Source organism: Streptomyces sp. NBC_01352, from assembly GCF_036237295.1.
Classification (GTDB): Bacteria; Actinomycetota; Actinomycetes; order Streptomycetales; family Streptomycetaceae; genus Streptomyces; species Streptomyces plumbiresistens.
The window spans coordinates 784,164-811,058 of sequence record NZ_CP108354.1 but is presented as its reverse complement, the minus strand read 5'-3'; the positions used below and the strand labels follow the sequence as shown (position 1 = coordinate 811,058).

Genomic DNA, 26,895 nt, shown 5'->3' with positions numbered 1-26,895 from the left:
GGGTCGGGAATCGCGTCGGCCCGCGCTCGGAGGCGCGGGCCGACGTTTCGGGCCGGCGGGCCACCGCCACCGGTAGGTGATCCACGGGGCGCGCTGGGCGTGGCGCGAAACTCAGATGGCGGCCGGTGCGCCGGCCGGAGTATCCCCTGCGGCCAGGTCGGCAACTGGGCCACCGGTCTGGCGCCGACTGGGGATGAGGAACGTCAGTGCCGCCGCCACACCGAGCGCACCGGTAGCGAACCAGAGCGCCGGGGTCAGTCCGTCCACGAACAGCGAAGCGGACTCGTAGCCGCCCTGGGCGGAGAAGATGGCCGCCAGGGACGCGACACCGATGGCGCCGCCGACCTCTCGGATGGCGTTGTTGGCGCCGGAGGCGATGCCCTCTTCCTGCGGGCGGACCGTGCTCATGACGAGGTTGGCGGTGGGGGCGTAGAACATGCCCGTACCGATCCCGCAGAGGATCAGCGCGGGCAGCAGGTCGGGGTAGTTCACCTGCGGCTCGACGGCCAGCGCCCAGAGCCCCAGGCCCACGGCCTGCAGGGCAAGCCCCACCGCGACGACCGGTCCGCCGCCGATGCGGTCGGAGAGTGCTCCTGCGAGCGGTCCGGCGATCATGGGCATGGCGGTCCAGGGCAGCATGCGGACGCCTGCTTCCATCGGCGAGTAGCCGCCGATGTCCTGGAAGTACTGGGTGAGCAGGAAGACCGCTCCGAATGTGCCGAGCATCATCAGCAGGCTGGCGGCGTTGATGGCGCTGAAGGAGGGGTGACGGAACAGGTGCATCGGCAGCATCGGGTGCTTGGCGCGCTGTTCCCAGGCGACGAAGGCGACCAGCAGGAGGGCGCCGCCGATCAGGCCGCCCAGTATCAGGGGGCTGGTCCAGCCCTCGGCGTTGCCGCGGACCAGGGCGTAGACGATGCCGAACAGACCGCCGCTGGCGAGCACGGTGCCGGTCAGGTCCAGCATCGGGTTGGGGCCTTGGCTCTCGTTCAGGCGCAGCAGGGCCAGAGGCATCAGGGCCAGGCCGATCGGGACGTTCACCCAGAAGATCCACTGCCAGGAGACGTACTCGGTGAGCGCGCCGCCGATGAGCGGTCCCATGGCGACGGCGAGGCCGCTGGCCGCGCCCCAGATACCGAAGGCGACACCGCGCCGCTCGGCGGGGACGGCGGCCGACAGCAGGGTCAGGGTGAGCGGGGTGATGATCGCGGCGCCGAAGCCCTGCACCGCGCGGGCGGCGATCAGTTCGTTCATGCCCGGGGCGAGCGCGGCCGCGGCGGACGCGGCGGTGAAGACGCCCAGCCCGAGGACGAACAGCCGGCGGCGGCCGAAACGGTCACCCAGGGATGCGCCGAACATCATCAGCACGGCGAAGGTGAGCGTGTAGGCGCTCACCGTCCACTCGAGATCTTCCAGGCCGCCGCCGAGGTCATCGCGGATGGAGGGCAGAGCGGTGGTGACGATCAGGTTGTCGAGCGCTGTGATGAATCCGGCCGTGCTGGTGATGACCACGGCCCACACGGTGCTGCCGCGCCGGACCGGTTGATTGCTTTGCTGTTCCATGACTTCCCTCGCGGACTGGGCTGTTAATTGATCATCTGGATGCCGCTGCCGGTGCCCGGCGTGAGCCGGGCACCGGCAGCGGCAGGCTGCGTGCGGATCCCCCGCGTGAGGGGACCTCAGCCGGCTGCGGGCAGAGCGTCAGCACCTCTACGGCCGACGCGAACTGCGCGCGGCGCTGCTGGTCGTGCGGGTCTGACCAGTCCGGTGTCGTAGGCGAAGATCACTGCCTGGACGCGGTCGCGGGCGCCGATCTTGGCGAGGATGTGGCTGACGTGGGTCTTGACGGTGGATTCGGCGAGCGACAGCCGTTCGCCGATCTCGAGGTTGCTCCAGCCGGAGGCAATGGCGGTCAGCACCTCGCGCTCGCGCTGGGTCAGCGATTCTCCTTCGCGCTGGGCCAGGGAGGCGAGTTGCCGCTTCTGGCCGGGGGCGCGGCCGGGGCGCCGGTCGGAGAAGACGTCGATGAGCTCGCGGGTCAGGCCGGGGGCGATGACCACGTCCCCGGCGGCCACGGACCGGATACCGGCGACGAGTGCGTCGGGCAGCGCGTCCTTCAGCAGGAACCCCCGGGCACCGGCGCGCAGGGCGTCGTACGCGTGCTCGTCGATGTCGATGGTGGTCAGGACCAGGACGTGGGAGCGGCCTCCGGACTCGACGATGCGGCGCGTGGCCTCGATGCCGTCCATGCCGGGCATCCGTACGTCCATGAGCACGACGTCGGGGCGCAGTTCGGCGGCTTTGCGGACGGCTTCGGTTCCGTGGGCTGCCTCGCCCACCACGGTCAGATCGGGGTGCTGTTCCAGAAGCATTCGGAAGCCGAAGCGCTGCAGGGCGTGGTCGTCGACGATGAGAACGGTGGTCATGCCAAGTCTCCGTGGGGGCGGGGGTGGTGGGGACGAGAAGCGCACGGACGGTCCAGTCGCCGCGGGAGCTGGGGACCGCGGTGACCTCTCCTTGGCGGAGGGCGGCCCTCTCGCGTATGCCGACCGGCCTTTGGCCGTCTCCTTGCTGCCGTTGCTTTGAGATCTTGGTGGTTGCTTCACGGTCGACAGTCGGCCGGCCGGTCGGGCGTGCGGAGTTGCCTGTCGAAGTCCCGGGCGGGAACGACATGGGGGAGCGCGCTCATGCCTCCGGCGGCCGGGCCGACGGCGTAGCGCAGTTTCGCGAATGCGCTGATCACGTTTCCGACGCTACTGAGGAAGGGATGGCAGCGGATCCGTCACCGAATGGGTCATGGAACTGCCAAATCTGGCTGAACGCGGGTACCTGGGGTGGCTCGGGGCACCAGCAGCCCCTTAAGCTTTCAATCAAATGGACCTATTCGGACGGCGCCCGGAGCAGGCAGCCCTTGACCGGATCCTTGACGGTGCTCGGCAAGGCGACGGGGCAACGCTGGTGCTGTGGGGTGACCCCGGCATCGGCAAGACCGCCCTGCTGGAACACGTGGCCGAGTCCGCGACTGCGGACTTCACCGTCCTGCGATGTGGGGGCACTCGCCTGGAGTCGGGGCTGACGTTCGCCGCACTGCACGAATTGTTGTGGCCGGTGACGGAGCGGATCAGTACGCTCCCGGAACCGCAGGCCAACGCCTTGAACGGGGCGCTCGGTACCAGCAGCGACGTGGCGGACCCATTCCTGATCGGCGTGGCCGTACTGACGCTCGTCGGCGAGCTGGCCAAGGAACGGCCGGTGCTCATCATCGCCGACGACGCCCAATGGCTCGACGAGCCATCCGCACGGTGCCTGGCCTTCGTCGCGCGCCGACTGCGCACCGAGCCCGTGGTCATGCTCCTCACCGGACACGACGACCCCGTCGATGGCCCCTGGGAGAAACTCCCGGCCATGGAGGTCCGGGAGCTGGGCGACGAGGACGCCCGGCACCTCGCCCGTGCCGTCGCTCCGCACGCGGACGAGTCGGTGATCCGCCGCACGATCCGCGCGGCAGCCGGAAATCCCCTCGCACTCCAGGAACTGACCACATCCGTGGCGGTCGGCGACATCTCGACGCACCCTCTCGCCGATGAGCAGATAGCCGTTGGGCCACGCCTGCGCCGTGCTTTCCGCGCCCGCATCGAGAGGTTGTCCGCGGCTGCCCGCAGCGCGCTCCTTCTCACCGCCGCCGATGACCGTAGTGATCGCAACACCGTGTGCCAGGCCGGTGTTGTGCTCGGCCTCGACTCAGTCGCGTGGGACGAGGCGTTGCACTCCGGCCTGGTCACCATGCGCAACGGGCGTTTCCGCTTCCGCCACCAACTGATGGAGGCGGTGGTCTACGAGGAGGCGGCGCCCGCGGAGCGCCACGCCGTTCATCATGCGCTCGCCTCCGTGCTGACCGGTGAGAACGCCGACGAGCTGCGCCCCTGGCACCTCGCCGCGGCTTCGGAAGCCCTGGGCCGACCCGACGAGGAGGTGGCCCGGCTGCTGGAAGAGTCGGCCCACCGGTCCTGGGCGCGCGGTGGCTGTGCGACGGCCGCTCGTGCCTTGCGGCGTGCGGCGAAGCTGTCCCTCTCTACGGACGACGCGGCCAGGCGGCTGGCTCACGGAGCGAGGGCGGCCTGGGAGGCCGGCCACGTCGACGTGGCGCGGGGGATGCTGGAGCGGGCCGAAGGGTTTTCCTCCGCGTCCACGGTCGCGGATCTCAGCGAGGGGTTGCGCGGGCTGATCGAGTTCGCGCACGGCGATCTGGAGGTCGCCTGCCGTCAACTGACCCGGGACATGGAGCGGGTGGCCGATCCTGGGCAGGCGTTCAGGCTCGGCAGCATGGCACTGCGGGCGGCGTGGGCGGCGAGTCATGGCGAACTGCAGCGCGAGGCGCTCCGACGCCTCGAGCGGCGGCTCCCGCAAGGGGGCTTCCCGAACGCCGATCTGCAGCCGTTGCTGCGCGCATGGTGGACTGAGGACGGGGGCGGCGCCGCCGATGACCGCGACCAGGTCGTGGCCCCCGGCGCTGACATCCTCACCCGGCTCAGCGGCAGTTCCTGGCTCCTGATGCCACCGGCACCGCTGGCGGTGGCCTGGGGCATCGAGTCCGCCCTGCAGGAGGCGCTCCGCCGTGAAATCGACACGCTGCGGCACACGGACCAGGTCACTGCCCTGACCCAGGCGCTGGCCCAGACCGTGGCGCCCGACATCGCGCAAGGCTCCTGGACCTCGGCCAAGGCGAACGCCCTTGAAGGGCTCCAAGTGGCCCAGGGGATCGGCGACGACCACTTGGCCGGGCAGTGCCGCACCGGTCTCGGATGGCTGGCAGCCGCGCGAGGCGATGAGCGGACCGTCGCGGACGTCGCCGAGCGGACCATCGAGGTATGGGTGCCGCGTGGGGTGCGCGTCTTCAGCGCCTGCGCGGAGTGGAACCTCGGCATGTCAGCGCTCTTCGCCGGCCGGGCCGAGGAGGCGCTGGACCGCCTGGTCCGGTTGAGCGAGCACGGGCACCACGCGGCGAACGCCACCATCGCGCTGCTCGCCGCGCCGGACACCGCCGAGGCCGCCGTCCAGGCAGGGCAGCGGGTGACGGCCGAGGAGCAGGCGCGGTTGCTGCGGCGGTGGGCCGAGCGGTCCAACGCGGCGTGGGCGATCTCCGCCACGCACCTTGTCCACGCACTGCTGGCGTCCCGAGCGGATGCGGAGAAGCAGTTCCGGCTTGCGCTGGAGGTCCCCGGAGCCGAGTCGCGGCCCTTCGCCTACGCCCGCACCCGCCTCCTGTACGGCGAGTGGCTGCGGCGGGCCCGCCGTCGCACCGACGCCCGGATACAGCTGGCCGAAGCCGCGGCAACCTTCCGGCGACTCGACGCGGCTCCCTTGCTCGCCCGCACCCGTGCCGAGCAGGAGCTGACCGGGCAGCAACCGCGCCAGGACTCGGCGCGGGCACGGGACACCTCAACGACCCTCACGCCGCAGGAGTTGAGAGTCGTACGGCTGGCCGCGGAGGGACTCACCAACCGGGAGATCGGGGCTCAGCTGCTGATCAGTCCCCGTACGGTGGGTCATCACCTGGCCAACGTGTTCCCCAAGCTCGGCATCGTCTCGCGCGCCGACCTCTCGCGCGTCGACTTCGAGGACGGGCTGCGTTTGATGGGGTGACAACGATCTCAGTCACGGTCCGTTGGGTCGGGTGAGCCGCCGTACCAGGTCCACTCAGATGTCGTGGTCCCCCTCAATCCCCGTCTTTCGCAGGAGAGTTGAGACATGATTGGGGAAGGTCCGGCCGGTGTCCGAGGCGTTGCGGCGTGCGTGGAGCACCTGGCGTCCCAGCGCAGGTGCTCGGCGTGAGCCGAGCCCCGTCAGCGGCAGGCTGAGTGAGCGTGCCCTTTACCTGGGCAGGATGGCCGGTTGACGGTTCACACCGCCTGTACTGGTCATGAGGCGCCCGGGTCAGCTCCGGGCTCCGGGCTCCGGGACGCCTGGCGGTGACGATTGCCACTCGGATCAGGCGGCACCTCGCATGGTCGTGGCGGGCAGCGGCCCGGGCCCGTGCCTGAGCGATGTGGTCTGTTGGGGTGGGCGGCAGTCGGCCGCCTTGTTCGGCCTGCGGATCTCTTGTCGAAGATCCGGCCGTGGGGCACCGAGCATCGGCATCGAGGGGCACGGGGCGGATTCCTGGGCGGCTGCTTCTCAGGGGAGTTGCGGCCGGCCTCCTGCAACGCGCCGCGGCACACAGCACTGGTCTTCGCCCTCCAGCTCCTCGCCTCGCGCTCCAGACCGCCGAGAAGCATCACTTGTCGAAGCCGCAGGCGCTCATGACCCGCCTCGTTTGGCGCGGAACGAGGTGCGCCCGTTTCGTCGAACCATTGCGACGGTGGCGGCAAGGCTGCCGCGGTTCAGGTCGGGATGCAGGCCGTTCCCGAGGCGATGTATCTGGTCGGTGTGCCAGCTGATGTCCAGGACCCCGTCCAGGGCCTTGAGGTCGGTGAGTCTGCCCAGCAGGTTTCTCATGCCGTAGCGCACCTGGTGTGCCGTGAGTGACTCGGCCTGCCCTTCGAGGATGAGCCGGGCCGCGTCCGGCGTGGTGATCGTCGGTCGGCCGATGCCGACCACGTCGCACTCGCCGGCCTGTACGGCTCGCTGCATGCCATCGCGGGTGCGGAATCCGCCTGTGACGGCGAGTGGGATGTCACCCACGAGCGTGCGAACGGTGCGGGCGTATTCCAAGAAGTACGCCTCGCGTGCCCTGGTGCTGGGGGCGGCCGAGCCGTTCATTGCCATGGACTCGTAACTGCCGCCGCTGACCTCGATGAGATCGACGCCTTCGCGGGCGAGCGCGGCCAGCACTGCCTGGGACTCGTCCTCGGTGAATCCGCCCCGCTGGAAGTCCGCCGAGTTGAGTTTGATGCCCACTGCGAAGCCGGGCCTGACGCGGCCGCGGATGCGGCGGACGACCTCGAGGCAGAAACGCATCCGCCCCTCGAGATCGCCGCCCCAGTAGTCGTCGCGCCGGTTCGACAGTGGTGACAGGAACTGCGAGATGAGATACCCGTGGGCCGCTTGCACCTGTACGCCGTTGAAGCCGGCGGTCTCGCACACGGCCGCGGCCGTGGCGAAGCGCTCGATGATCTCCTCGATCTCGGTCGGTCGCAGTTCGCGCGGCGTCGTGGCTCCGGGCAGTTTCGGCGGGATCGGGCTGGGGGCCACCGGCGTGTGTCCGATCGCCAAGGGGTTGGCTTGGCGTCCGGGGTGGTTGAGCTGTGCCCAGATCGAACCGCCCGAGTCCTGGGCCGACTTGGCCCAGCGCGAGAGCGCGTCGAGATCACGCTCGTCCTCGATGACGATGTTGCCCGGTTCACCGAGCTGTGCGCGATCGACCATGACGTTGCCGGTGATCATGAGGCCATAGCCGCCTCGGCTCCATGTGGCGTAGAGACGGCCGAGGCGCTCGTCGGGGGCGTTGTTCTTGTTTCCCAGCGACTCGCTGAGCGCCGACTTCATCAGGCGGTTGGCCAGTATCTGGCCGTTCGGGAGTGTGAGGGGCGTATCCAGCGTATGCATCTGGGCTCTTCTTCGGTGTGGTCGGCGCCGGCCGGGGTTGGTTGAGGGTGGGGTGCGGGTTGGTGGATCGTCACATGAAGGCCGGTGGGGGCTGGTAGCCCTCGAGTTCTCGGCCGAGGAGCTCGGCGAACTTGATGGTGGTGAGGTCGCCGCCGCTCGGACCCATCGCCTGGAGCCCGACAGGCAGACCGTCTCGGCCGGTTCGGACTGGGACGGTCGTCGCCGGAGAGCCGGCCACGTTGGCGATGGCACTCCACTTGACCTGGTCCCAGTAGGGGCGAGACCTCTCGTCGACCTGGATCCGGCGTCCGAATCTGTCGATCGGTTTGTTGTGGTGAGGCGGTGCCGTGGTGGGTGTGACCGGCATGAGGAGGACATCGAAGTCCCGGAAGAACTCGGCCCACCGCTGCCGCAGCTCATGGCGTGCCACGTCCGCCTGGAGCCAGCTGTAGTGGGACTGGAAGGTTCCTCGCAAGGCGTACAGCGCCTCTCCACGAGGATGCTGGGCAACACGGGCGAGGAGCGCTGTGTTGGAGGCCGCTGTCAGTCCGGATCGGTCGTAGGTGAACGCACCGAAGAGCAGGCGCAGGAAGATGTCATGACTGGTCGCCATGTCACCGGGGAGGGCGGAGGGCCGCAACTCGACCTTCGCGCCGGCCGCCTTGAGGGCATTGAGGGCGTCGTCCATCGCTGTGGCGACGTCGTGGTCGACGGGGCACGAGGTGTCCTCGGGCCACACCGCGACCCGGAAGCCGCTCAGCTCGCTCGCCCTGGGTGGTGCGAGGGTGTAGCTGAAGCCGCCGTCGCGCTCGGGTGGTCCTACCGTCGCGTGGAGGATGGGGACAAGGTCGCGCGCCTCGCGCACCTGGGCGCCCGCACAGGCGAGGTCGATCTCCCCCCACCGCCCGGCACCGGGTCCGCCCGGCACATGGCCGATGAGCGGGATGGACCGCCAGGTCGCCTTGTGTCCGTAGAGGCCGTTGAAGTGTGCCGGGATCCGGGTGGATCCGCCGATTTCCGAGCCGAAGTCGAAAGCGGTCAGCCCTGCGGCTGTAGCCACGGCGCCACCACCTGCGGAGCCGCCGGACGTGCGTGCGGTGTTCCACGGGTTCAGCGTGGGCCCGAACACCGGGTTGTCCGCCTGGACGTCCTGGTTCCCGGCGGGCATGTTGGTCTTGCCGATGATCACCGCACCTGCGGCACGCAGCCGTCGCACCGCCTCGGCGTCCTGATCGGGCACGTAGTCCCTGAGGTGGGGGCGACCACAGACTGTCCGCAGACCAGCGGTCTCGTAGCTGTCCTTCAGCGTGATCGGCAGACCGTGCAGCGGGCCGAGTTCTGCCCCACTCGCGCGTTTGGCGTCGGCATCCCTGGCATCGCGCCGCGCCCGTTCGACGTCAAGGGTGACGATCGCGTTGAGCGTCCCGTTGTGGGCGTCGACGCGGCTCAGGTAGACCTCGAGCAGTTCCTCACTCGACACCTCGCCCGAGGCCAGCGCACTCAACTGGTCCGCGGCTGACTGGAACGGGAGGTCACGCACAGAGGGTCTCGTTTCTGTATGGGCTGATTCGGCGGGCCGAGAGGCCGAGAGGTGGGCGGTTCTCTGATCCCTCAATGGCGAACGGTCATACTATTATGACCATACGTTAATTTCTAGTCTCCTGCCCTCATGAAGTTCCGCGGGCAGGCGCCCCTCGGGCCTGCCCTGATTGCGCAAGGGCCCGCGACGGGCGGGCTCGCCAAGCTTGCGTGACGAGTTGAAGAGTGAAGCCCGATCTGCGATCGCACTGGTCAAGCTGGCGGAAGCCGTTCCTGTTCAGAACATTGGTCCGCTCCAACGGCATACGACCAAGCTCAGGACTCGAGGAACCCAAGCGCCCTCGCGACGAAATCCTCGTGGTATTGGAAGACGGCGCCGTGGCCGGAATCAGGGTAGAGGGGGACAAGTTCGCTCTTGGGGAGACGAGCGGCCAGGTCAATGGTGTTCTGGCTGGGCACCATCCGGTCGTTGTCGCCGTTTGCCACGAGGACGGGCTGGCGTATTGCCGACAGGTCTGAGGGTGCCTGGCGGCCCCATCGTTTGACGGCCTTCATCTGGGCGCGGAGCGACGGCAGTGAGACGTCTTTGTCGCGGTTGTCCTTGCGCTCCTTCAGTCGTCCCAGGAGGGCGCGTCCTGCCGTCCGGCCGTTTACGGTGTCGGTGAAGAAGAGGGAGAGCTTCGGGTCCCGGAGGGTCAGGGTGCCCTTGATCGTGCCCTGGATGGCAAGAGCCGGAACCTTGTCGATGCCATCGCCACCGGCGGGGCCCGTGCCCGCGAGGACGACCTTGCGGACGAGGCGCGGTTCTTCTTCCGCGATGACCTGTGCGACGAAGCCACCCAGCGACAGACCGAACAGATCGACCTGACCGAAGCCAAGGGTACGGATGAACCGCACCGCGTCGCGGGCCATCCCTTCGATCGTGTCCGGCGTGGAGCCGCCCGACCCGCCCACCCCGCGGTTCCCGAAGGTGATCACCCGGCGTCGCGCGGCGAGTCCGTCTACGACACGCGGATCCCAGTCGTCCAGGTTCCCGGCCATGTGGATCAGGAGGATCAGCGGCACGCCGTCCTCGGGGCCGAGCTGCCGATAGACGAAGTCCAGTCCGTCAACGGACACGGAGCGGGTTGCCGCGTCCCGGTACGACGATCGCGAGGGGGACGGGGAATTTCGCGGTGCGCTCATGTCCAGGTCTTTCATGTAGTGGGTGCCGGGGCGTTTCGTTGCTTGAGGACCAGAAGGAAGCGGGCTCTTCGCGGCGTTCTTCGCGGCTACCTGACGGGCGGCCTCGCCGGCCTTGGCGTGCCCTTCGGGGGTGCGGTGCCCGACGCTCGCCTCGGTGCAGAACTCTTCGGAGCGGCCTTCGCTCGCGTCATGGATGCCGGTCTGGACGGTGCCCGGCTCTCGCCAATTAAATTACGCTCATCATTCTAAGTGGCTGGTCGGGCAGGCCGCAAGAGGAACCTTCCCCTCACGTGGCCCATGTCTCGTGGCGGGCGCGGCGCCGGTCAGTGGCGCGAGCGCATCGACCGCATCTCTTCCCGGCTCGCGGGCGGCAGTCCCGCGGCGGCGGGCGCGCTTCTGGCGGCCTTCCTCGGCAAGGCGCAGGCGGGACTTGGGGCATCAGGCACCCCGCCCTCTGCGTCAACTACATCAACGGCCCGTATGACGTGATGACCTCCGCCCGCAACTCCCGGGACGCGGTCCAGCGCCTCGCCAACGCCACCCTCGCGCTCTATGCCGGCGTCGGCCGCGTCTTCCTCTTCCAATGCACCGAGGCCTTCACCGGGCAGGTGGCCGACTTCCTCGCCGCCCGGCCGCGCCGACCGCGCCGATTCGCCGTCGCGGCCTCACCGTCATCGTGGGCGGCGACCTCTTGCCCTCAGATGAAATTACGGTCATACTTCAATAGTCGGCGTGATGCTGAAGGACTCGACCGAACAGGGTTCCGACCCCTGCGGGCCTTCTGTCGGCGACCGAACTGACTGCAGCCGCAGTCCAGGAACCGCATGCAGAAGGGCACGACCGTGAATGACGCACAAGGAGTACGAGGCGACGTGGTGACCTCGTACAAGAAGGCACCCACCCGCACCCTCACCGCCGGGGGAGTGACCTTCGCCTACCGCGACCTCGGCCCGAGGACCGGCGTCCCGGTGGTGTTCGTCACCCACCTTGCCGCGGTCCTCGACAACTGGGACCCCCGGGTCGTCGACGGCATCGCTGCCAAGCACCGGGTCATCACCTTCGACAACAGGGGCGTCGGCGCTTCCAGCGGCTCGACGCCGAAGACCATCGAGGAGATGGCGAAGGATGCCGTCACCTTCATCCGGGGACTCGGACTCGAGCAGGTCGACATTCACGGCTTCTCGATGGGCGGCATGATCGCCCAGGTGATCGTGCAGACCGACCCGCAGCTCGTCCGCAAGCTGATCCTCACGGGCACCGGCCCCGCGGGCGGCGAGGGCATCAAGAACGTGACCCGACTGTCCCATCTCGACACCGTCCGGGCCCTGTTCACGCTCCAGGATCCGAAGCAGTTCCTCTTCTTCACCCGCACCGCGGGCGGGCGTCGAGCCGGAAAGCAGTTCCTGGCCCGTCTCAAGGAGCGCACCCACGACCGGGACAAGGCGATCTCGCTCACGTCGTACTTCGCCCAGCTCAAGGCCATCCACCGCTGGGGGCTCGCGCAGCCCCAGGACCTCTCCGTGATCCGTCAGCCCGTACTCGTCGCCAACGGCGAGAGTGACAGGATGGTGCCGACGAAGAACTCGCACGACCTGGCCCGGCGACTGCCGAACGCCGACCTGGTCGTCTACCCCGACGCCGGCCACGGAGGCATCTTCCAGTTCCACGAGCGGTTCGTGGCGGAAGCCCTCGACTTCCTTGAGCGGTAGTGGGTGACAGGGGCGGGCGGCATGTGCGCCGGGGAGGCTGGAAGCTTCTCCGGCCCCGGGTGGTCGACGCCGTCAACCGGTCATGAGTCGAGGTCGGAGGGGCCACTTCACGAGTCCGCGCGTGGCCATGCCCGGACGCGCGGAACGGTTGTCGCATCCGGGCTCGGCTGAATGCCCCCGCACAGGGCCTCGCGGGGGTGGACCGCCGCACTGTTGCGGCTCGGTCGTTCCCCTTAGTGCATGAACGTCTGGGCGTTCTCGATTCCCTGCTCGAGAACCTCGTCGGCGAACTTGCGGTCGGCGAGTGCGCGGGACAGTTGCAGCGTCCCCACCAGCATGGTGAAGAGCCCGATGGCTTTGCCGCGAGCGGACTGCGGATCGCCAGGCGCCAGACGGGTGGAGATCTCTTCCACGATGGCCGTCGCGCCCTCGGTGTACGCCTGCTTGGTGGCGTCCGTGCAGCGGCCGATCTCGTCGAGCAGCGCGGCGGAGGGGCATCCGGTGCTGGGCTGGTCGCGGTGCTCGGGTGACAGATAGCCGCGAATGAACTCCTCGAGTCCCTGTCGGCCCGCCGACAGGTTGTCGTACCCGCCCGCCTGCCTGCGAAGTTGATCGGCGACAACGTTGGCGACGAGGTCGTCCTTGGAGGCGAAGTGGGCGTAGAACGCTCCGTTGGTGAGCCCGGCGTCCGCCATCAGTGTCGAGATGCCCGAGCCGTCGATGCCGTCCTGCTTGAATCGGTGGCCGGCCTTCTCGATGATCCGTTGCCGCGTCACCTGCTTGTGTTCCTTGGCGTAGCGCACCACAGGCTTCCTCCCGTCGCGATGTTAGGCCGTTGCCTTGCGGCCCGAGCCCATTCTATGGCCTGACATATGTAATATTACGCCCGTGAGGCAATGTGGATGGCTCGCCTTCGAGGTGGGTACCCCGGGTGGGTCGTGACTTCCGCGCTCGGGGCCGGTCCGGCGGCGGATCGGTGCGATGAAAGACCCTGTGAGGGCTTTGGTCCTTCTCGTGTGCAGCCAGGGCGAGTGGCCGATTGCGGCGCCGACAGCTGGGTATCTATAAGTAAACCCAAACTCGGTTAGAATCGCTCCATGGATGCGTGGACCGAAGTTCTTCAAGACACCGGCATGGACCCTCGACTCGACCGGGACACGTCCAACTGCTCGATCGCGCGGACTCTTGAGATCGTGGGCGAGAAGTGGACGATCCTGATCCTGCGTGAGGTGTGGTACGGCTCGTCCCGGTTCGGGGACTTCGAACGTGTCCTGGGCTGTCCTCGTAACCTGCTGGCGACGCGGCTTCGGATGCTGGTGGAGGAAGGGATCCTGGCGACCGAGACGTACAAGGAGCCCGGTTCGCGGAGTCGGCCGAAGTATGTGATCACCGCTAAGGGCATGGATCTGGTGCCGGCCGTGATGGGGCTGCTGAAGTGGGGTGACCGTTACCGCGCCGACCCGGAGGGGCCGGCGGTACTGTCGCGACACCGCGAGTGCGGCGCGCACGTCGACGTCCAGATTCGCTGCGAGCGGGGCCACGCCGTGCAGGCGGAAGAGATCGAAAGCGTTCCCGGCCCGGCATTTCGTATGAGGCCCGCCGGGTGAGCTGAGGATTCCTCCGTCAGCTTTCCGTCATCCGGCCGCTCTGTCGTGTACGCGCCTGATGGAGGCGGACCTTGGTGCGGTTGCCGCAGCGGGACATGGAGCACCAGCGGCGGTTGCGGGCCGGGGAGCGGTCCAGGAAGCGCAGTGCGCAGCGGTCCGCTCCGCAGACGCGTACGCGTCGGATCTCGGCGGACAGAAGCAAGTCGACGGCGTCCTGGGCGACGAGCGCCAGTGCGAGCGTGGGGTCGTCGGTGAGCGTCGTGGTGCCGGCGGGCTCCAGGCGGTCGTCGGTGATGACGAGTTGCAGGGCGGGTCTGGGGGTCGCCGCTGCCGATCGGTTGAGCAGTGTCACGTCGCCGGATGCGGGCAGTCGGCCGTCGGCGACCGCCAGTACGGCCCGGTCGACGGTCTCGCGCAGCCGTCGGGCGGACGTGAGAGCGGCTGCCGTGGTGGGACCGGTGGTCCCCGGTGCGAGCAGACGGGCCTCCCGGAGCCAGCCCATCAGGTCGTCCGGTTCCCGGAGTGTCTCCTCCGGAGTGGTTCTCCACCGGCTGCGGAGGGTGTTGGCGAAGTCCAGGCAGACCCGTCCGCCATCCCAGATCCACATGTCGTCCGTTGCCACTGCCACGCCTCCATTTTGCCCGCTAGCCTAACCGTCTAAGACGGTTAGCTCATGACAGGAAGGCGCATCCATGGGACAGCCGACAGTGACGACCGGAGTGACGCAGGTGGACGGGGTCCGCCTGCACTACGTCCGAGCCGGGTCCGGGCCTCTGCTGGTCCTGCTTCACGGGTGGCCGCAGACCTCCGACTGCTGGCGGCCGGTACTGGCGGATCTCGCCACCGACCACACGGTTGTGGCGCCGGACCTACGCGGATACGGCCTGAGCGACAAGCCCACCACTGGTTACGACAAGCGGCGTATGGCCGCCGACATGGCAGGTCTCGTCGAGGCGCTCGGGTTCGAACGGGCCATGGTCGTGGGCCACGACCGCGGCGCTCGCGTGGGGCACCGCTGGGCGCTGGACCGACCGGACCAGGTGGAGCGGCTGGCCGTGCTCGACATCGTTCCGACGCGGGAGATGTTCCGCCGCCTGGACGCCTCGCTCGCCTCCGGGTACTGGCACTGGCTGTTCCACATGCAGCCCGATCTGCCCGAGCGCTTGGTGGGGCACGACATCCGCGGGTATCTCGAGTACTTCTTCGAGCGGTGGACCTACAACCGCCACGGACTCACCGCCGACGCGGTCGACGGCTACGTCCGTGCGTTCTCCCGCCCGGGCGCCCTGCGTGCGAGCCTCGACGACTACCGAGCCATGGAGGAGGACACCGCGCTCGACGACATCGACGCCGCCGAAGGCCGCCGCCTCTCCATGCCGCTGCTGGCGCTGTGGGGTTCCGCGGGACTCCCTGCCCGCCTGCCGACACTGGAGATCTGGCGTGGCTACGCGGACGACGTCACCGGTGCGGAGATCCTGGAGTGCGGCCACTTCGTCCCGGAGGAGCAACCGGAGGCGCTGTTGGCGCACCTGCGGCCTTTCCTGGCCGGCAAGACGAGCCGGTGAGCCCTGCCACGGTGACGGAAGCGGTGCCCCTCAGCCGGTCGAGCGCCGGCCCGAGCGCCGAGCTGAGGGGCGCGCTGTCCGGCGGGCCCTCGACCACGGTGTGATGACCCCACACGGCGAAGGTGCCTGGAAGGCAGGACAGGCCGCGGGGCGGCCTCGCCGTGACCGGCTGGGCCGCCCCGCGGTCCGGGCCTCAGGTCGCGACCGGGACGCCGACCGGAGCATCTCCCGCGGCAAGGCCGGCAGCCGGGCGTCGGCCCTGCACTGCCGGGGCAGCAGCAAGGCCAGGGCCACCGCCAGGCCGACCGCACCGGCTCCGACCCAGAGCGCCGGGACCAGCCCGTCCACGAACAGTGACGCGGACCCGTAGCCGCCCTGGGCGGAGCACATCGCCGCCGGCGACGCGACACCGATGGCCCCGCCGACCTCACGGATCGCGTTGTTGGCGCCGGAGGCGATGCCCTGTTCCTCCGGGCGGACCGTGCTCATGACGAGGTTCGCGCTGGGCGCGAAGAACATCCCCATGCCGATTCCGCAGACGATCAGGGCCGGCAGCAGAGCGGTGTACGACACCTGCGGCTCGACGGCCAGCGCCCAGAGCCCGAGGCCCACCGCGTTCAGCGCCATGCCCACCATGACGACAGGAGCGCCGCCGATGCGGTCGGACAGTGCCCCGGACAGCGGCCCGGCGATCATGGGCATGGCGGTCCAGGGCAGCATCCGCACGCCGGCTTCCATCGGCGAGTAGCCGCCGACGGTCTGCAGGTACTGGCTCAGCAGGAAGATCGCCCCGAACATCCCCAGGAACATCAGCAGGCTGGCGGCGTTGATGGCGTTGATGGCGTTGATGGCGCTGAAGGAGCGGTGGCGAAAGAGCCGCATCGGCAGCATCGGGTGCTTGGCACGCAGTTCGTGGAAGACGAAGCCGACGAGCAGCGCCGTACCCGCGAAGAAGCCGCCCAGCACCGGCGTACTGGTCCACCCGTCGGCGTTGCCGCACACCAGGGCATGGACGATGCCGCACAGGCCGCCGCTGACCAGGGCCGTGCCGGTGAGGTCGAGGCTCGGATTCTGGCCGCGGCTCTCGTCCAGCCGCAGCAGGGCCAGGCGTATCAGCGCCAGGCCGAGCGGGACGTTGACCCAGAAGATCCACTGCCAGGAGATGTGCTCGGTGAGCGTGCCGCCGATGAGCGGTCCCATGGCGACGGCGATACCGCTGGCCCGCCCCAGATGCCCAAGGCCGTGCCGCGCCGTTCGGCGGGGACGGCCGCCGACAGCAGGGTGAGCGTCAGCGGCGTCACTATCGTGGCCCCGACACCCTGCGCCGCACGGGCGGCGAGCAGTTCACCCATTCCGGGAGCGAGCGCGGCCGCAGCCGAAGCCGCGGTGAAGATCGCGAGGCCGATGGCGAACAGTCTTCGGCGGCCGAAGCGGTCACCGAGGGACGCGCCGAACATGACCAGGACCGCGAAGGTGAGGGTGTAGGCGCTCACTGTCCACTCGAGGTCCTCGAGGCCGCCGCCGAGGTCCTCGCGGATGGAGGAGCGGGCGGTGGTGACGATCAGGTTGTCGAGCGCGGCGATGAGTCCGGCGATGCTGGTGATGACCACGGCCCAGACGGCGCTGCCGCCCCGACCCGGTTGCTCGCGGTGCTGTTCCATGACGTTCCCCTGGCACATGTACGTGGCGACGGGCCAACGGACGTGCATGGCGGCGGGCGACGGCACGGCGTGCGGCAGCGAGCACCGGCATCCACCGGCTCGGTGCGGATTCCTGGGCGGCCGGCCCTCAGGGGAGCTGCGGGTAGAGCACGGAGACGCCTCCGGCCAGCGCGGCCTGGGCCTGGCGGGCGGCGTCGTCCGCGAGGATCTCGTAGGCGCCGGACGCGATGCCGTCCACGCCGATCCGCGCGATGTCGGCCGGGTCGGACTTGGCCGCGTCGACGGCCCGGACCATGTCGGTGTCCATGTAGCCGACGTGCAGGCCGGCCACGCGGATGCCCTGGTCGGCGAGTTGCAGGCGCAGGGCGTTGGTGAGTGACCATTCCGCGGACTTGGCGGCGCAGTAGGCGCCGAACTCCGGGAAGCTGACCCAGGACAGGCCGGACAGGACGTTCAGGATCGTCCCGCCGCCGTTGGCTGCGATCTGGGGCGCGAAGGCGCGGGTCACGGACAGGGTGCCGAAGTAGTGCGTGTCCATCTCCAGGCGGATGTCGTCCAGGTCCGCGGCGAGAAGGTCGGCGCCGGTGGAGGAACCCGCGTTGTTGACCAGGATGGTCACGTCGCCGGTGGCCTCGGCGGCGGCCGCGACGGAGGCGGGGTCGGTGATGTCGAGCGCGATCGGCTTGACGCCGGGCAGGTCGACCTGGTCGGGGTTACGGGCGCCGGCGTAGACGGTGGCGCCGCGGCTGAGCAGTTCGGCGGCGAGGGCCCGGCCGAAGCCCCGGTTGGCTCCGGTGACAAGGGCGGTCCTGGTGGAGAGGTCCATGGGGGGTCCTGGTGAGGTAGGTGATTGAAGTATGATTGTAATACTAAACGGGGAGAGTCGGTGAGCGCAAGCGCTCTGCGCGGAGACGGTGCGCCCGCACATGGCGCGCCGACCGTGGCCAGGACCAACGTGAAAGTGGCCTGCCGTACGTACGGCAGGCCCCTTTCAGGGTCCAGTGAAGGCGGCCTCAGAGCTTGACGATCATCTTTCCGACGTTTCTCGCCTCGCATCAGCGCGAGGAAGGCGTCCATGGTGCCGTCGAGGCTCTCCCTCACGGTCTCGCGGTAGCGGAGCTTGCCCTCGGCGAGCCAGCCGCCGACCTCGCGGACGAAGCCCGGCTGGAGGTCGAGCTCTTCGCTGAACATGAACGCCAGGATGTCGGAACGCGTCACGGACAGGTTCCACAGTTGCGCGGCCCGACGACCTTCTCGTCGTTGTACTGGGAGACCATCCCACGCCCCGCGGTTGTCGAAGAAGACGTCGATACTGTCCGGCGCCGCCTTGGCCAGCTGCTCGGCGACCGGTCCGCTCTTGTGTTTGAACGCCGCGTCTTAGCCGTACTCCTCGATGAGCAGCTTGACCTACGTCCGAGCCTGCGCTGCCGATCACCCGTCCGGCGCCCTTCAGCTTGGCGATCTGGCCGACCTGGGTGCCGACGGCGCCTGCCGCTCCGGAGACGAAGACCGTGTCACCCTCTTTGATCTTCGTGAACCGCTCCAGCCCGATCTACGCGGTGAGGCCGGGGACGCCGAGTACGCCGAGGCAGGCGGTGAGCGGCGCGAGATTCGGGTCCACCTTCTGAGCGCTCGCCGCGCCGATGACCGCGTGGTCGCGCCAGCCGAGGACGCGCACCACGTAGTCACCGGGAGCGAAACCCTCGGCGTTGGAGGCCAGGACGCGGCCGACGGCGTCGTCGTCCAGTGGCGCGCCCACCTCGTACGGCGGGGTCGACCGAGAGGTACTCGTTGGCGATCAGGAGCTGCTCCGGGCCGGGCGCGGGGAGGTCCACCTCGCGCAGTGAGAAGTCGGAGGCCGCCGGCCAGCCCTCCGGGCGGGTGTCCAGGTGCCGTGACGCGGGCCTGTGGCCGGGGTTGCCGGCCGGAAAGTCGCGCGGCGTGTGTCACGCGGCCAGGGAGCCGAGATCCTTGCGGAGGATCTTGCCCGATGCGGACTTGGGGACGGCGTCGATGAACTCGGCCCCCGGGCCCTCTCGTACGGGGGGACTTGGCGCGCGACGAACTCGATGACCTCGTCCGCAGTGAGGGACGTCGTGCACCGTCTGAATGCCGACCCCATTGGTCGAGAAGCCGCAGGCCGCCTCGGACTGAAATCGCCCCGGGCAGGCGGCCCATGGGCCGTCAGCCGAGACAGCCCACAGCGCCATCCACGTTGATCAGGGCCGGCCAGACAGGGCGGCGTGGCCGGCACGCAGCGAGGCCTTGTCGATCTTGCCGACCGCGTTCTTCGCGATGGCATCCACGACGAAGAACGCGGTCGGGCGCTTGTAGCCGGTGAGGCTGCGCGCGCAGAGGGCCTTCAGCGCCGACGGATCGACACTCGACCCCGGTCGCGGCTGGACGTAGGCGACGACCACCTCTCCCCACTTCTCGTCGGGTACGCCGATCACGGCGGCCTCGAGCACCGACGGGTCGCCTGCCAGCACGTCCTCGATCTCCTTGGGGTAGATGTTCTCCCCGCCACGGATGATCATGTCCTTCGAGCGCCCGACCAGGGTCAGATAGCCCTCGGCGTCGAGGTGGCCCACATCGCCTGTGTGCAGCCAGCCGTCGACGACGACTCGGGCCGTGTCGTCCGGACGGCCGAGGTAGCCACGCATGACGTTGGGGCCCCGCACGACGACTTCACCGTCCGTGCCCGGCGCCACCTCGCTGCCCTCGGCGTCGACGATCCGGATCTCCTGGCCGGGGAAGGGAAGCCCCACGGTTCCGGCGCGGCGAGGGCCGGAGACGGGGTTGATGGTGGAGCCGCAGGTTCCCTCGGACAGGCCGTAGCCCTCGACGAGCGGAAACCCGTACCGGGCCTCGAACCGGGTCAGCAGCTCGGCGGAGGCGGGCGCGGCGCCGCAGACCCCGAACCGCAGCGACGAGGTGTCGGGCCGGACGTCGTCCGGGAGGGCCGCGAGCATGCTGTAGATCGTCGGCACCGCGCTGAAGAAGCTGGGGCGTTCCAGCTCGACGAGATCGAAGAAGGTGCGGGGATCGAACCGGCCCGCGATGACGACGCTCGCGCCCACGAGCAGCGGCAGAAGAACGCTGACCACAATGCCGTTGACGTGGAAGAGCGGCAGGATCAGCAGGCACCGGTCGGCCGGCCCGACCTCCAACGCCTGGCGCCCCATCTCCACCATGGCGTCGATGTTGGCGTGGTCGAGCATCACGCCCTTGGGCACCCCGGTGGTACCGCTGGTGTAGATGAGCAGGGCCAGCGTGGCCGGGTTCAGAAGCGGTGCTTGGTCCGGCTCTGCCGTTCCCTCATACAGTTCGCCGACGGCGAGTACGGCAACTCCGTGCGGCACTACGGCGGCACCGTCCTCGACCACCAACAGGCGGGCAGCGGAGTCCTGGAGCTGTCGAGCCACTTCGACGTCGGTCATGCTCGGGTTGACCGGTGTGATGGTGGCGCCGAGCCGCCAGGCGGCGAACAGCAGTACAACGAACTCGGCGCGGTTCGTCAGCTTGAGGGCGACGACGTCACCGGGTCCGATTCCGAGGTCCTGGAGCTGACGCGCTGCCATACGGACCCGGCTCAGCAGTTGCGTGTTGGTGAGGGACTGGTGCCCGTCGGAGACCGCGGCCCCGTGGGGGTCGAGTTCGGCGCGGCGGTCGGGCAGAGAGGCGAAGTTCATGGCGGGCGTACCTGTCTCGGTGTGATGCGATCCGGTCAAGGAGTCGATGCGGTCCGGTCAGGGAGTCGACGCGGCGGGTGCCGGATGCAGCTGGCGGGCGAGGAACTCGAGCTGGTCGCGTACCAGTTCCTCGAAGGTCTCGCCGGTGTAGAAGTCGAAGTGGCCGGCGCCGTACCTCTTGATCTCTCCCCGGGGCGCGGTGTCCGCGTACCGGAGGGTCTGGGCGGGGGGCGTGACCGAGTCGGTGTCGCTGACGCAGAAGAGGATCGGCATGGTGACCTTCTTCGCCGCGCGCCCGGGCCGGTAGGCGGCGATGGTCGGGATCACCCGTGCCGCCACCTCGTTGCGGAACGTCGTCCCGGGCGGCTGCAGCGCCTGGTATCCGGGCAGCGCGTCCGGAGCGTTCATGAGGGCAGGCGAACCGGGGGCGGCGGCGATGGGAACCATCGCGGGCGCCCTGCCGCGGACCCTGGTTGCCAGATCCCGGGCGAGCACAGGGATCATCCTGAGTGAGGCGACCGGGCCCAGCGCGAGCGCGGAGGCGAGGCCGTCGGTGAACGGGCACTGGGCCACGGCCGCGCGCAGTTCGGGATGGCGTGCGGCGACGGTGATGGCGTGGCCGCCGCCGAAGGAGCTGCCCCAGACCGCGACACGGGAGCGGTCGACGTCGGGGCGGGCCTTGACGTAGGCGAGGGCGGCGTCCCAGTCGGCGAGTTGACGCTTGATCGACAGGAGCTGGCGCGGGTGGCCGCCGCTGTCGCCGAAGTGCCGGTAGGTGAAGGCCACGGCGGCGATGCCGGCCTGCGCGAAACGTTCGGCGAAGGCGTCCAGGCGCATCTCGCGGGTGGCGCCGAGGCCATGCCCGAGGACGACGACGGGCGGGGAGGCGACGCCCGTGGGGAGGTAGAGCCAACCGGCGCAGGTGCTGTCGCCGGAGGGGAACGTGATGTCGTGACGGGTGAAGGAGTGCGAAGTGGTCATCGTCGGATCACCGCCGCGTCGTCTTCGCCGAGCGGCGCCCGGGCACACTGCCCGAGGCGAGCGCCTGCGCGTAGGTGTCCGGCCGGTAGAGCGGGAGCTCGCCGGTGGCGTCCGTCGTCTCCGTGTAGTCGAGCATCAGTTGCTGCCCCTCCTTCGACATGACTCTGGTGAAGAACTCGGCGCGTTCGACGTGCAGGCCGTCCTCCAGCGACATCGAGCCGCCGAAGTACACCGACCTCTTGGCGGCCGAAACCGAACCCTTCGAACGCTTGCCGAAGCGTTCCGCGAGTTCGACCGCCTGCGTGAGCACCTTGTGCTGCGGAACGACCTGGTCGACCGCCCCGTTGGCGAGAGCCTCCTCGGGCGTGAACGGCTTGCCTTCGAGGATCGCGGCCAGGGACCGGTGGGTGCCGATCAGGCGGGTCAGCCGCTGGGTGCCGCCTCCACCCGGGATGATGCCGAGGAGGATTTCCGGCTGGCCGATGAAGTAGTCCCCGTCGGCCATGACCCGCAGATCGCACGCCCAGGCGAACTCGGCGCCGAGGCCGAGAGCCGAACCGTTGAGGGCGGCGACGAACACGACACCGCTGGCGTTCATCCGGAGGAAGGTCGAGTGCAGACGCTCCAGTTGGAGGGCTCCCCGCATCGGAGTCCTGCGCATCAACGGGCCGAGGACACGGGACCGGTCCACGTGCTTCGCCGCGCGTACGACGGCGGCGGCACCGCGCCGGCCGACCGTAGGGCTCGCGGCGCCCTCTTCCTGCAGCCACCGCACCGCGGCATGGCTGACGAACCGCTCGGGATGCGCCCCGGTGAAGACGACGGCACGGATGCCCGGATCGCGGTCGGCCCGTGCTACCAGCTTGTCCAGCTGACGGGCGATGTCGAGGCCGAACTCCTGGTGCGGGCCGCCGTCGACCCGGACGATCAGGACGGCCCCGCGATCTTCGATCTCCAGGTAACCCTTGTCTTTGTACGGCATGAATTCTGCTCCCGTGCTGAGTTCATGGGGTGGGAAGTGCGTGGGGGACAGCGGCGGATGCGTGTCGCAGCGATGGGGTCGCGTTCGCCCCGACGGGCTGTGTCCGCACCGGCGGCAGGAGACTGGACCAGCGCGTGGATGAGGTGTCCGAGGACGGACGCGTGTATCCGGGACGGCACGTCACGTGCGACGTGTACCATTGCCGTGAACAGTTAGATAACCAAGTTATTTTGTGCGTGTCAACGGTGGAGGCGTGCGAGACATGGCAGGGCGGGCGAGGCTTGACGACGCACCGGAACGGCTTGTGCGGGCGGCCATCGGTCTGCTGGCCGAGCAGGGGCCATCGGCTGTGAAAGCGCGCACGGTGGCTTCCGCGAGCGGACTGTCGACGATGGTGGTCTACAGCCACTTCGGGGGGATCCCCGAGCTGATGAGCGCTGTTGCCGACCATGGGTTCAAGGAACTCGGCAGAGCGTTCGCCCAGGTGCCGGTGACGGAGGACCCGATCGCGGATCTCTATGCCATGGCCCTGACCTGCCGTCGGCTGGCCCGCGCAAACCCTCACCTCTACGACCTGATGTTCGGACTGTCCACTCGGGCCACGTACCGGCCGCTGTCGGATGCGGACCTTCGCCTGAGCGGGCATTCCCGGGCGTTTCGGGAAGCCCACGCTCATGTCACCGCAGCGTGCGAACGGCTGGTGCACTCCGGCAGGGTCGAGCGACAGGAACCCGAAGTCATCGCCGCCCAGTTGTGGAGTCTCGTGCACGGTTACATCACCCTTGAACTGGCTGAGCATTTCGTCGAGTTCGACGACGCGGTGGTGCAGGTGCTCCGGCCGATGGGCGTGAACTTCTCGGTCGGGTTGGGCGACAAGCGGGAACGTGCCGAGGCCTCGCACGAGGCCGGCGCGCGCCTGTACCACTCGATCGTCCAAGGCCACTGAGGAGCCGCGCTGTTGGGCGCAGACCCGTGCGCGGGCTGGGGCCTGTCCGGCGGACTACGTTCGCCGGATATCAGCGGCGCCTCATCGACACAGGTGAGCAGGGCCTGGTGCGTCGAACTGCAGGGCGGAGGCGGGCATCGTCGCGATGAGGGAGTAGGCAACCGACGACAACGCCGCAGATCCGTGTGCCAGGCCCCGCGTCTGCGGCGTGAGCCGCCCGGCAGGCCCTAGGACGACCTGGTCTCCGCACCAGGGGTATCGGTACCCCGCGTGAGTTGGTCATGCCTCCCCAACGCTGCGACCTCCCGTTCGAGGGACGGAACCGCCCGGGCCGCGAAGCGCCTCGCCCAGGGCCAGGCCAGCGGTGAATTCAGCGCTCCCTTCGCCCAGTTGGCCACGGCGACCGCGCGCGGCACGTACACGCGGCTGCGTCGGCGCACGAGCCCGTCGACGATCGCGGCGGCCGCCCGGTCGGCGCTCGTGGTGACGTTGCCCGGATAGGGCAGCCGCCCGCGCAGCCCCTGGAACGAGGGAAGGTCCGCCTCGGCGCCCCGGACGAGGTCCGTGTCGATCCAGGAGGGGTGCACCAGGCCGACTGTGACCCCGAGATGCGCGACTTCCTGGCGGTAGGTCAGGGCGAGCAGCTCGGCCGCCGCCTTGCTCGCGCCGTACGAGGCCATCGCGGCCAGCGGCATGAACGACAGCGCGGACGCCACGACCAGCACGTGACCCCGGCTGCGTTCCAGATGGGGCGTCGCGTACTTGAGGGTGCGGAACACGCCGTTGAGGTTGATGTCCATGACCCGTTCGAACGACGCCTCGTCCGTCTGCCGCACCGTCCCGTACGCCACCACGCCGGCATTGGCGACGACGAGGTCGATGCCGCCCATCACCTCCGCCGCCGCATCGATCGCCGACCGCAGGGCGGCACCGTCGCGCACATCGGCCTCCCGCCACGAAGCGGCGGGCCCCAGGTCCTTGGCGAGGTCGCACAACCGATCGGGTTCGAGTCCGATCACGGTCACGCGAGCCCCGCGGGCGACGGCCAGTCGGGCCACCTTCTCGCCGATGCCGCGTGCCGCTCCGGTGACAACCAGCCTTCTGCCCACCAAGTCACGTTTCATGGCTGCAACATAACTTCGTTATTGATGGAACACAAGACACCGGCGTCGGTCGCTGTTCGCTCTACCTGCTGGGTCTCACGACTGGACGAACCTATGCTGGCTGTCATGAGACGGACATCCTTTGCGCAGTGGCCCTGCTCGATCGCGCGGACCATGGACCTGCTCGGGGACTGGTGGACGCCGTTGGTCCTGCGTGAGGCGTTCTACGGGATCCGGCGGTTCGACGCGTTCCAGGAGTCGCTGGGGATCGCCCGCAACACGCTGGCGGACCGGCTGCGCCGGTTGGTGGAGGAGGGGCTGCTGGAGAAGCGGCCGTACCAGACCGAGCCGGTTCGCTACGACTACGTGCTCACCGAGAAGGGACGCGACTTCTTCGGCGTACTGCTGGTGATGAACCGGTGGGGAGACCGCTGGCTGGCTGGTGAGGCGGGCCCGCCGGTGGTGATGCGGCACGCGGCGTGCGGGCAGGAGACCCATGCCGAGGTGGTGTGTGCCGCCTGCGGCGAGCCGATGGCCGCGGACAACACGCGCCCCCGGATGGGTCCCGGCTATCCACCACATCTGGCTGAACGGCCGGATGTGCGGGAGCGCTTCGCGGACTGACTAGGCAGCTCCATGAGGCCTGCGTCCATCCTTGACAAGTGAGTCTATCTACGCAACTTTACTGGTCAGACACTGGCAAGTGCGTTCTCGGAGGGCGAGGAGGCCGCGGGACATGGAGTGGACCGGCGCGCGCTATGCGGACAAGCCGACGGCTGAGGTGCACACCTGGATCGCCGCCGCGCCGGCGCAGGTGTGGGCCTTGGTGTCCGACATCGAGCTGATGCCGCGTATGAGCCCCGAACTGCGGTCGGTGGAATGGCTGGACGGCAGGAGCGGCCCTGCTCTGGGAGCCCGGTTCATCGGCCGGAGCAAGCATGAGGCGTTGGGGGAGTGGGCCACCACGTCCCACATCGTCGAGTACGAGCCGTTGAGAAAGCTTGCCTGGGCGGTCGAGGACCCGCAGCACCCGACGGCGATCTGGCGGTTCACGTTGGAGCCGCAGGACGGTGGCACTCTGCTGCGGGAATGGATGCAGATGGGGCCGGCCCGCTCGGGTCTCTCCTTCGCCATCGACCGCATGCCGGAGAAGGAGCAGAAGATCGTGTTCGTGCGCATGCGGGAGTTCGAGGCCAACATGAACTGCACCCTTGAAGAGATCAAGAAGCTGGCCGAGAGCGCCCAGGCTTCGGGCGAGGCGAGTCTGTGATGCGTACCTCCACCACGATCGAAGCATCCGGGGGCGATTGGCGGGAGATCGTCGACTACGTCACCGAGGCGGAGAAGCTCGGTCTGGACATCTGCTGGGTGGCGGAGGCGTGGGGCTCCGAGGCGCCCTCGCCGTTGGGCTATCTCGCCGCGAAGACGGAGCACATGCTTCTCGGATCGGGAATCATCCAGCTCGGCACCCGCACCCCGATGGCCATCGCCCGCGCCGCGATCACGCTGTCGCAGATCTCCCAGGGGCGCTTCCTCCTCGGGCTGGGCCCCTCCGGACCGCAGGTGATCGAAGGGCTGCACGGCGTGCCGTTCGACCGGCCCCTGTCACGGATGCGCGAGACCGTCGAGATCGTGCGACAGGCCGCCTCGGGGGAGAAGGTCGCCCACCTCGGGCGGGAATTCCGGATCCCGTTGCCGGACGGGGACGGCAAGCCCATGCGCCTGTCCATGCGCGCCGAGTACGACATCCCCGTCTACCTCGCGACCCTCTCGCCGAAGATGCTGCACCTGACCGGTGAGATCGCCGACGGCTGGCTGGGCACCAGCTTCGTCCCCGAAGGCGCCAAGGAGGCGTACTTCGACCACCTGGACCAGGGTCTGGCCACCGTCGGTCGGACCCGCTCCGACCTCGACATCTGCCAGGGTGCCGAGGTCGCGTTCGCGGACGACGAGGACGCGCTGCGCGCGATGGTGGCCGGACGCAAGAAGGAACTGGCCTTCAGCCTCGGCGGCATGGGCTCCGCGACCACGAACTTCTACAACAACGCCTACAGCCGGCAGGGGTGGGCCGAGGTGGCGGCCGAGATCCGGACCCGCTGGCAGGCCGGGGACCGGGACGGCGCGGCGGACCTGGTCACCGACGAGATGGTGCTGGCGACCACGCTGATCGGAACCGAGGACATGGTGCGCGAGCGGCTGCGCGTGTGGCGGGACGCCGGCGTCGACACCGTTCGCTTCTACCCCGCCGGCGAGAGCCTCAACGCCCGACTCGCCACCCTGGGCCGGGCCATCGAGCTGGTCCGAGACATCGAGGACGAAGCGGCACGCTAGTCCCAGGCCGGCTGACTGAGGAGGGCTGCTGAGCGCCGGCGCCTTCCAC

21 protein-coding genes and 2 pseudogenes are annotated in these 26,895 nt (G+C 69.1%); 8 read left to right on the top strand and 15 right to left on the bottom strand.

Features of this window, described 5'->3' with window-relative positions; translation table 11 throughout:
* Window positions 1-111: 111 nt before the first annotated feature.
* The 3 genes from OG252_RS04025 to OG252_RS04015 form a co-directional block, all read right to left on the bottom strand.
* Window positions 112-1,683 carry an MFS transporter gene (locus OG252_RS04025; RefSeq protein WP_329345073.1) on the bottom strand — a complete coding sequence of 524 codons (1,572 nt, stop codon included), beginning with the start codon at window positions 1,681-1,683 and terminating at the stop codon, window positions 112-114.
* Window positions 1,680-2,426 (bottom strand): response regulator transcription factor, encoded by a 747-nt coding sequence (locus OG252_RS04020; protein ID WP_329333730.1) that lies wholly within the window; start codon window positions 2,424-2,426, stop codon window positions 1,680-1,682. The genes OG252_RS04025 and OG252_RS04020 overlap by 4 nt, the downstream gene beginning before the upstream one ends.
* 176 nt (window positions 2,427-2,602) lie before the next feature.
* Window positions 2,603-2,743, bottom strand: coding sequence for a hypothetical protein (locus tag OG252_RS04015; protein ID WP_266451865.1), 141 nt, complete (start codon window positions 2,741-2,743; stop codon window positions 2,603-2,605).
* A 131-nt stretch (window positions 2,744-2,874) separates the two neighbouring features.
* On the opposite strand from OG252_RS04015, the gene OG252_RS04010 reads away from it, so the two are divergent.
* Complete coding sequence (locus tag OG252_RS04010) at window positions 2,875-5,643, top strand: helix-turn-helix transcriptional regulator (RefSeq protein ID WP_329333727.1); 2,769 nt, start codon at window positions 2,875-2,877, stop codon at window positions 5,641-5,643.
* 654 nt (window positions 5,644-6,297) lie between these two features.
* Here the strand turns inward: OG252_RS04010 and OG252_RS04005 are convergent.
* From OG252_RS04005 to OG252_RS03995, 3 genes are all read right to left on the bottom strand, one after another.
* Complete coding sequence (locus tag OG252_RS04005) at window positions 6,298-7,545, bottom strand: NADH:flavin oxidoreductase/NADH oxidase family protein (protein ID WP_329333725.1); 1,248 nt, start codon at window positions 7,543-7,545, stop codon at window positions 6,298-6,300.
* A 70-nt stretch (window positions 7,546-7,615) separates the two neighbouring features.
* Window positions 7,616-9,085 carry an amidase gene (locus OG252_RS04000; RefSeq protein WP_266451868.1) on the bottom strand — a complete coding sequence of 490 codons (1,470 nt, stop codon included), beginning with the start codon at window positions 9,083-9,085 and terminating at the stop codon, window positions 7,616-7,618.
* Between the two features lie 314 nt (window positions 9,086-9,399).
* Window positions 9,400-10,284, bottom strand: a complete 885-nt coding sequence (locus OG252_RS03995) for an alpha/beta fold hydrolase (RefSeq protein ID WP_329333722.1) — start codon at window positions 10,282-10,284, stop codon at window positions 9,400-9,402.
* A gap of 809 nt (window positions 10,285-11,093) precedes the next feature.
* Between OG252_RS03995 and OG252_RS03990 the strand changes: the two genes are divergently transcribed.
* Window positions 11,094-11,978 carry an alpha/beta fold hydrolase gene (locus OG252_RS03990; protein WP_329333719.1) on the top strand — a complete coding sequence of 295 codons (885 nt, stop codon included), beginning with the start codon at window positions 11,094-11,096 and terminating at the stop codon, window positions 11,976-11,978.
* Between the two features lie 233 nt (window positions 11,979-12,211).
* Here OG252_RS03990 and OG252_RS03985 read toward each other — a convergent pair whose 3' ends face one another.
* Complete coding sequence (locus OG252_RS03985; RefSeq protein WP_266451871.1) at window positions 12,212-12,784, bottom strand: TetR/AcrR family transcriptional regulator; 573 nt, start codon at window positions 12,782-12,784, stop codon at window positions 12,212-12,214.
* A 327-nt stretch (window positions 12,785-13,111) separates the two neighbouring features.
* Here OG252_RS03985 and OG252_RS03980 point away from each other — a divergent pair, with 327 nt between their 5' ends.
* Entirely contained in the window at window positions 13,112-13,585 is a 474-nt protein-coding gene (locus tag OG252_RS03980) for a winged helix-turn-helix transcriptional regulator (RefSeq protein WP_323186344.1), read from the top strand.
* A gap of 16 nt (window positions 13,586-13,601) precedes the next feature.
* Here the strand turns inward: OG252_RS03980 and OG252_RS03975 are convergent, their stop codons facing one another.
* Window positions 13,602-14,213, bottom strand: a complete 612-nt coding sequence (locus tag OG252_RS03975; RefSeq protein ID WP_329333717.1) for a CGNR zinc finger domain-containing protein — start codon at window positions 14,211-14,213, stop codon at window positions 13,602-13,604.
* Window positions 14,214-14,277: 64 nt separating this feature from the next.
* On the opposite strand from OG252_RS03975, the gene OG252_RS03970 reads away from it, so the two are divergent.
* Complete coding sequence (locus OG252_RS03970) at window positions 14,278-15,150, top strand: alpha/beta fold hydrolase (protein WP_329333715.1); 873 nt, start codon at window positions 14,278-14,280, stop codon at window positions 15,148-15,150.
* Window positions 15,151-15,387: 237 nt separating this feature from the next.
* On the opposite strand, the pseudogene OG252_RS03965 reads toward OG252_RS03970, so the two are convergent.
* From OG252_RS03965 to OG252_RS03940, 6 genes and pseudogenes are all read right to left on the bottom strand, one after another.
* A pseudogene (locus tag OG252_RS03965) lies at window positions 15,388-16,811 on the bottom strand (DHA2 family efflux MFS transporter permease subunit); the annotation flags it as partial.
* Window positions 16,812-16,938: 127 nt separating this feature from the next.
* Window positions 16,939-17,637, bottom strand: a complete 699-nt coding sequence (locus tag OG252_RS03960; RefSeq protein WP_329333713.1) for an SDR family oxidoreductase — start codon at window positions 17,635-17,637, stop codon at window positions 16,939-16,941.
* Between the two features lie 187 nt (window positions 17,638-17,824).
* A pseudogene (locus tag OG252_RS03955) lies at window positions 17,825-18,700 on the bottom strand (NADP-dependent oxidoreductase).
* Window positions 18,701-19,030: 330 nt separating this feature from the next.
* On the bottom strand, window positions 19,031-20,503 hold the full coding sequence (locus OG252_RS03950) for a class I adenylate-forming enzyme family protein (protein ID WP_266451876.1): 1,473 nt from the start codon (window positions 20,501-20,503) through the stop codon (window positions 19,031-19,033).
* A 57-nt stretch (window positions 20,504-20,560) separates the two neighbouring features.
* Window positions 20,561-21,484, bottom strand: a complete 924-nt coding sequence (locus OG252_RS03945) for an alpha/beta hydrolase (RefSeq protein WP_329333711.1) — start codon at window positions 21,482-21,484, stop codon at window positions 20,561-20,563.
* A gap of 7 nt (window positions 21,485-21,491) precedes the next feature.
* Entirely contained in the window at window positions 21,492-22,466 is a 975-nt protein-coding gene (locus tag OG252_RS03940) for an enoyl-CoA hydratase/isomerase family protein (RefSeq protein ID WP_266451878.1), read from the bottom strand.
* Window positions 22,467-22,728: 262 nt separating this feature from the next.
* Here OG252_RS03940 and OG252_RS03935 point away from each other — a divergent pair, with 262 nt between their 5' ends.
* On the top strand, window positions 22,729-23,412 hold the full coding sequence (locus OG252_RS03935) for a TetR/AcrR family transcriptional regulator (RefSeq protein WP_329345072.1): 684 nt from the start codon (window positions 22,729-22,731) through the stop codon (window positions 23,410-23,412).
* A 227-nt stretch (window positions 23,413-23,639) separates the two neighbouring features.
* Here the strand turns inward: OG252_RS03935 and OG252_RS03930 are convergent, their stop codons facing one another.
* On the bottom strand, window positions 23,640-24,536 hold the full coding sequence (locus OG252_RS03930; RefSeq protein WP_329333710.1) for an SDR family oxidoreductase: 897 nt from the start codon (window positions 24,534-24,536) through the stop codon (window positions 23,640-23,642).
* Window positions 24,537-24,641: 105 nt separating this feature from the next.
* Between OG252_RS03930 and OG252_RS03925 the strand changes: the two genes are divergently transcribed.
* The 3 genes from OG252_RS03925 to OG252_RS03915 all read left to right on the top strand — a co-directional run bounded on the left by OG252_RS03925 (window position 24,642) and on the right by OG252_RS03915 (window position 26,846).
* On the top strand, window positions 24,642-25,139 hold the full coding sequence (locus OG252_RS03925) for a winged helix-turn-helix transcriptional regulator (RefSeq protein WP_266451880.1): 498 nt from the start codon (window positions 24,642-24,644) through the stop codon (window positions 25,137-25,139).
* Window positions 25,140-25,251: 112 nt separating this feature from the next.
* On the top strand, window positions 25,252-25,785 hold the full coding sequence (locus tag OG252_RS03920) for an SRPBCC family protein (protein WP_266451881.1): 534 nt from the start codon (window positions 25,252-25,254) through the stop codon (window positions 25,783-25,785).
* Window positions 25,785-26,846, top strand: coding sequence for an LLM class flavin-dependent oxidoreductase (locus OG252_RS03915; protein WP_329333708.1), 1,062 nt, complete (start codon window positions 25,785-25,787; stop codon window positions 26,844-26,846). The genes OG252_RS03920 and OG252_RS03915 overlap by 1 nt, the downstream gene beginning before the upstream one ends.
* Window positions 26,847-26,895: the final 49 nt, after the last annotated feature.

Excerpts from the sequence above, each read along its gene's own strand:
- OG252_RS04020 (WP_329333730.1), bottom strand. The coding sequence starts at position 2,426 with ATGACCACCGTTCTCATCGTCGACGACCACGCCCTGCAGCGCTTCGGC.
- OG252_RS04010 (WP_329333727.1), top strand. The coding sequence starts at position 2,875 with ATGGACCTATTCGGACGGCGCCCGGAGCAGGCAGCCCTTGACCGGATC.
- OG252_RS04005 (WP_329333725.1), bottom strand. The coding sequence starts at position 7,545 with ATGCATACGCTGGATACGCCCCTCACACTCCCGAACGGCCAGATACTG.
- OG252_RS03995 (WP_329333722.1), bottom strand. The coding sequence starts at position 10,284 with ATGAAAGACCTGGACATGAGCGCACCGCGAAATTCCCCGTCCCCCTCG.
- OG252_RS03990 (WP_329333719.1), top strand. The coding sequence starts at position 11,094 with ATGCAGAAGGGCACGACCGTGAATGACGCACAAGGAGTACGAGGCGAC.
- OG252_RS03980 (WP_323186344.1), top strand. The coding sequence starts at position 13,112 with ATGGACCCTCGACTCGACCGGGACACGTCCAACTGCTCGATCGCGCGG.
- OG252_RS03970 (WP_329333715.1), top strand. The coding sequence starts at position 14,278 with ATGGGACAGCCGACAGTGACGACCGGAGTGACGCAGGTGGACGGGGTC.
- OG252_RS03960 (WP_329333713.1), bottom strand. The coding sequence starts at position 17,637 with ATGGACCTCTCCACCAGGACCGCCCTTGTCACCGGAGCCAACCGGGGC.
- OG252_RS03950 (WP_266451876.1), bottom strand. The coding sequence starts at position 20,503 with ATGAACTTCGCCTCTCTGCCCGACCGCCGCGCCGAACTCGACCCCCAC.
- OG252_RS03945 (WP_329333711.1), bottom strand. The coding sequence starts at position 21,484 with ATGACCACTTCGCACTCCTTCACCCGTCACGACATCACGTTCCCCTCC.
- OG252_RS03940 (WP_266451878.1), bottom strand. The coding sequence starts at position 22,466 with ATGCCGTACAAAGACAAGGGTTACCTGGAGATCGAAGATCGCGGGGCC.
- OG252_RS03935 (WP_329345072.1), top strand. The coding sequence starts at position 22,729 with ATGGCAGGGCGGGCGAGGCTTGACGACGCACCGGAACGGCTTGTGCGG.
- OG252_RS03930 (WP_329333710.1), bottom strand. The coding sequence starts at position 24,536 with ATGAAACGTGACTTGGTGGGCAGAAGGCTGGTTGTCACCGGAGCGGCA.
- OG252_RS03925 (WP_266451880.1), top strand. The coding sequence starts at position 24,642 with ATGAGACGGACATCCTTTGCGCAGTGGCCCTGCTCGATCGCGCGGACC.
- OG252_RS03920 (WP_266451881.1), top strand. The coding sequence starts at position 25,252 with ATGGAGTGGACCGGCGCGCGCTATGCGGACAAGCCGACGGCTGAGGTG.
- OG252_RS03915 (WP_329333708.1), top strand. The coding sequence starts at position 25,785 with ATGCGTACCTCCACCACGATCGAAGCATCCGGGGGCGATTGGCGGGAG.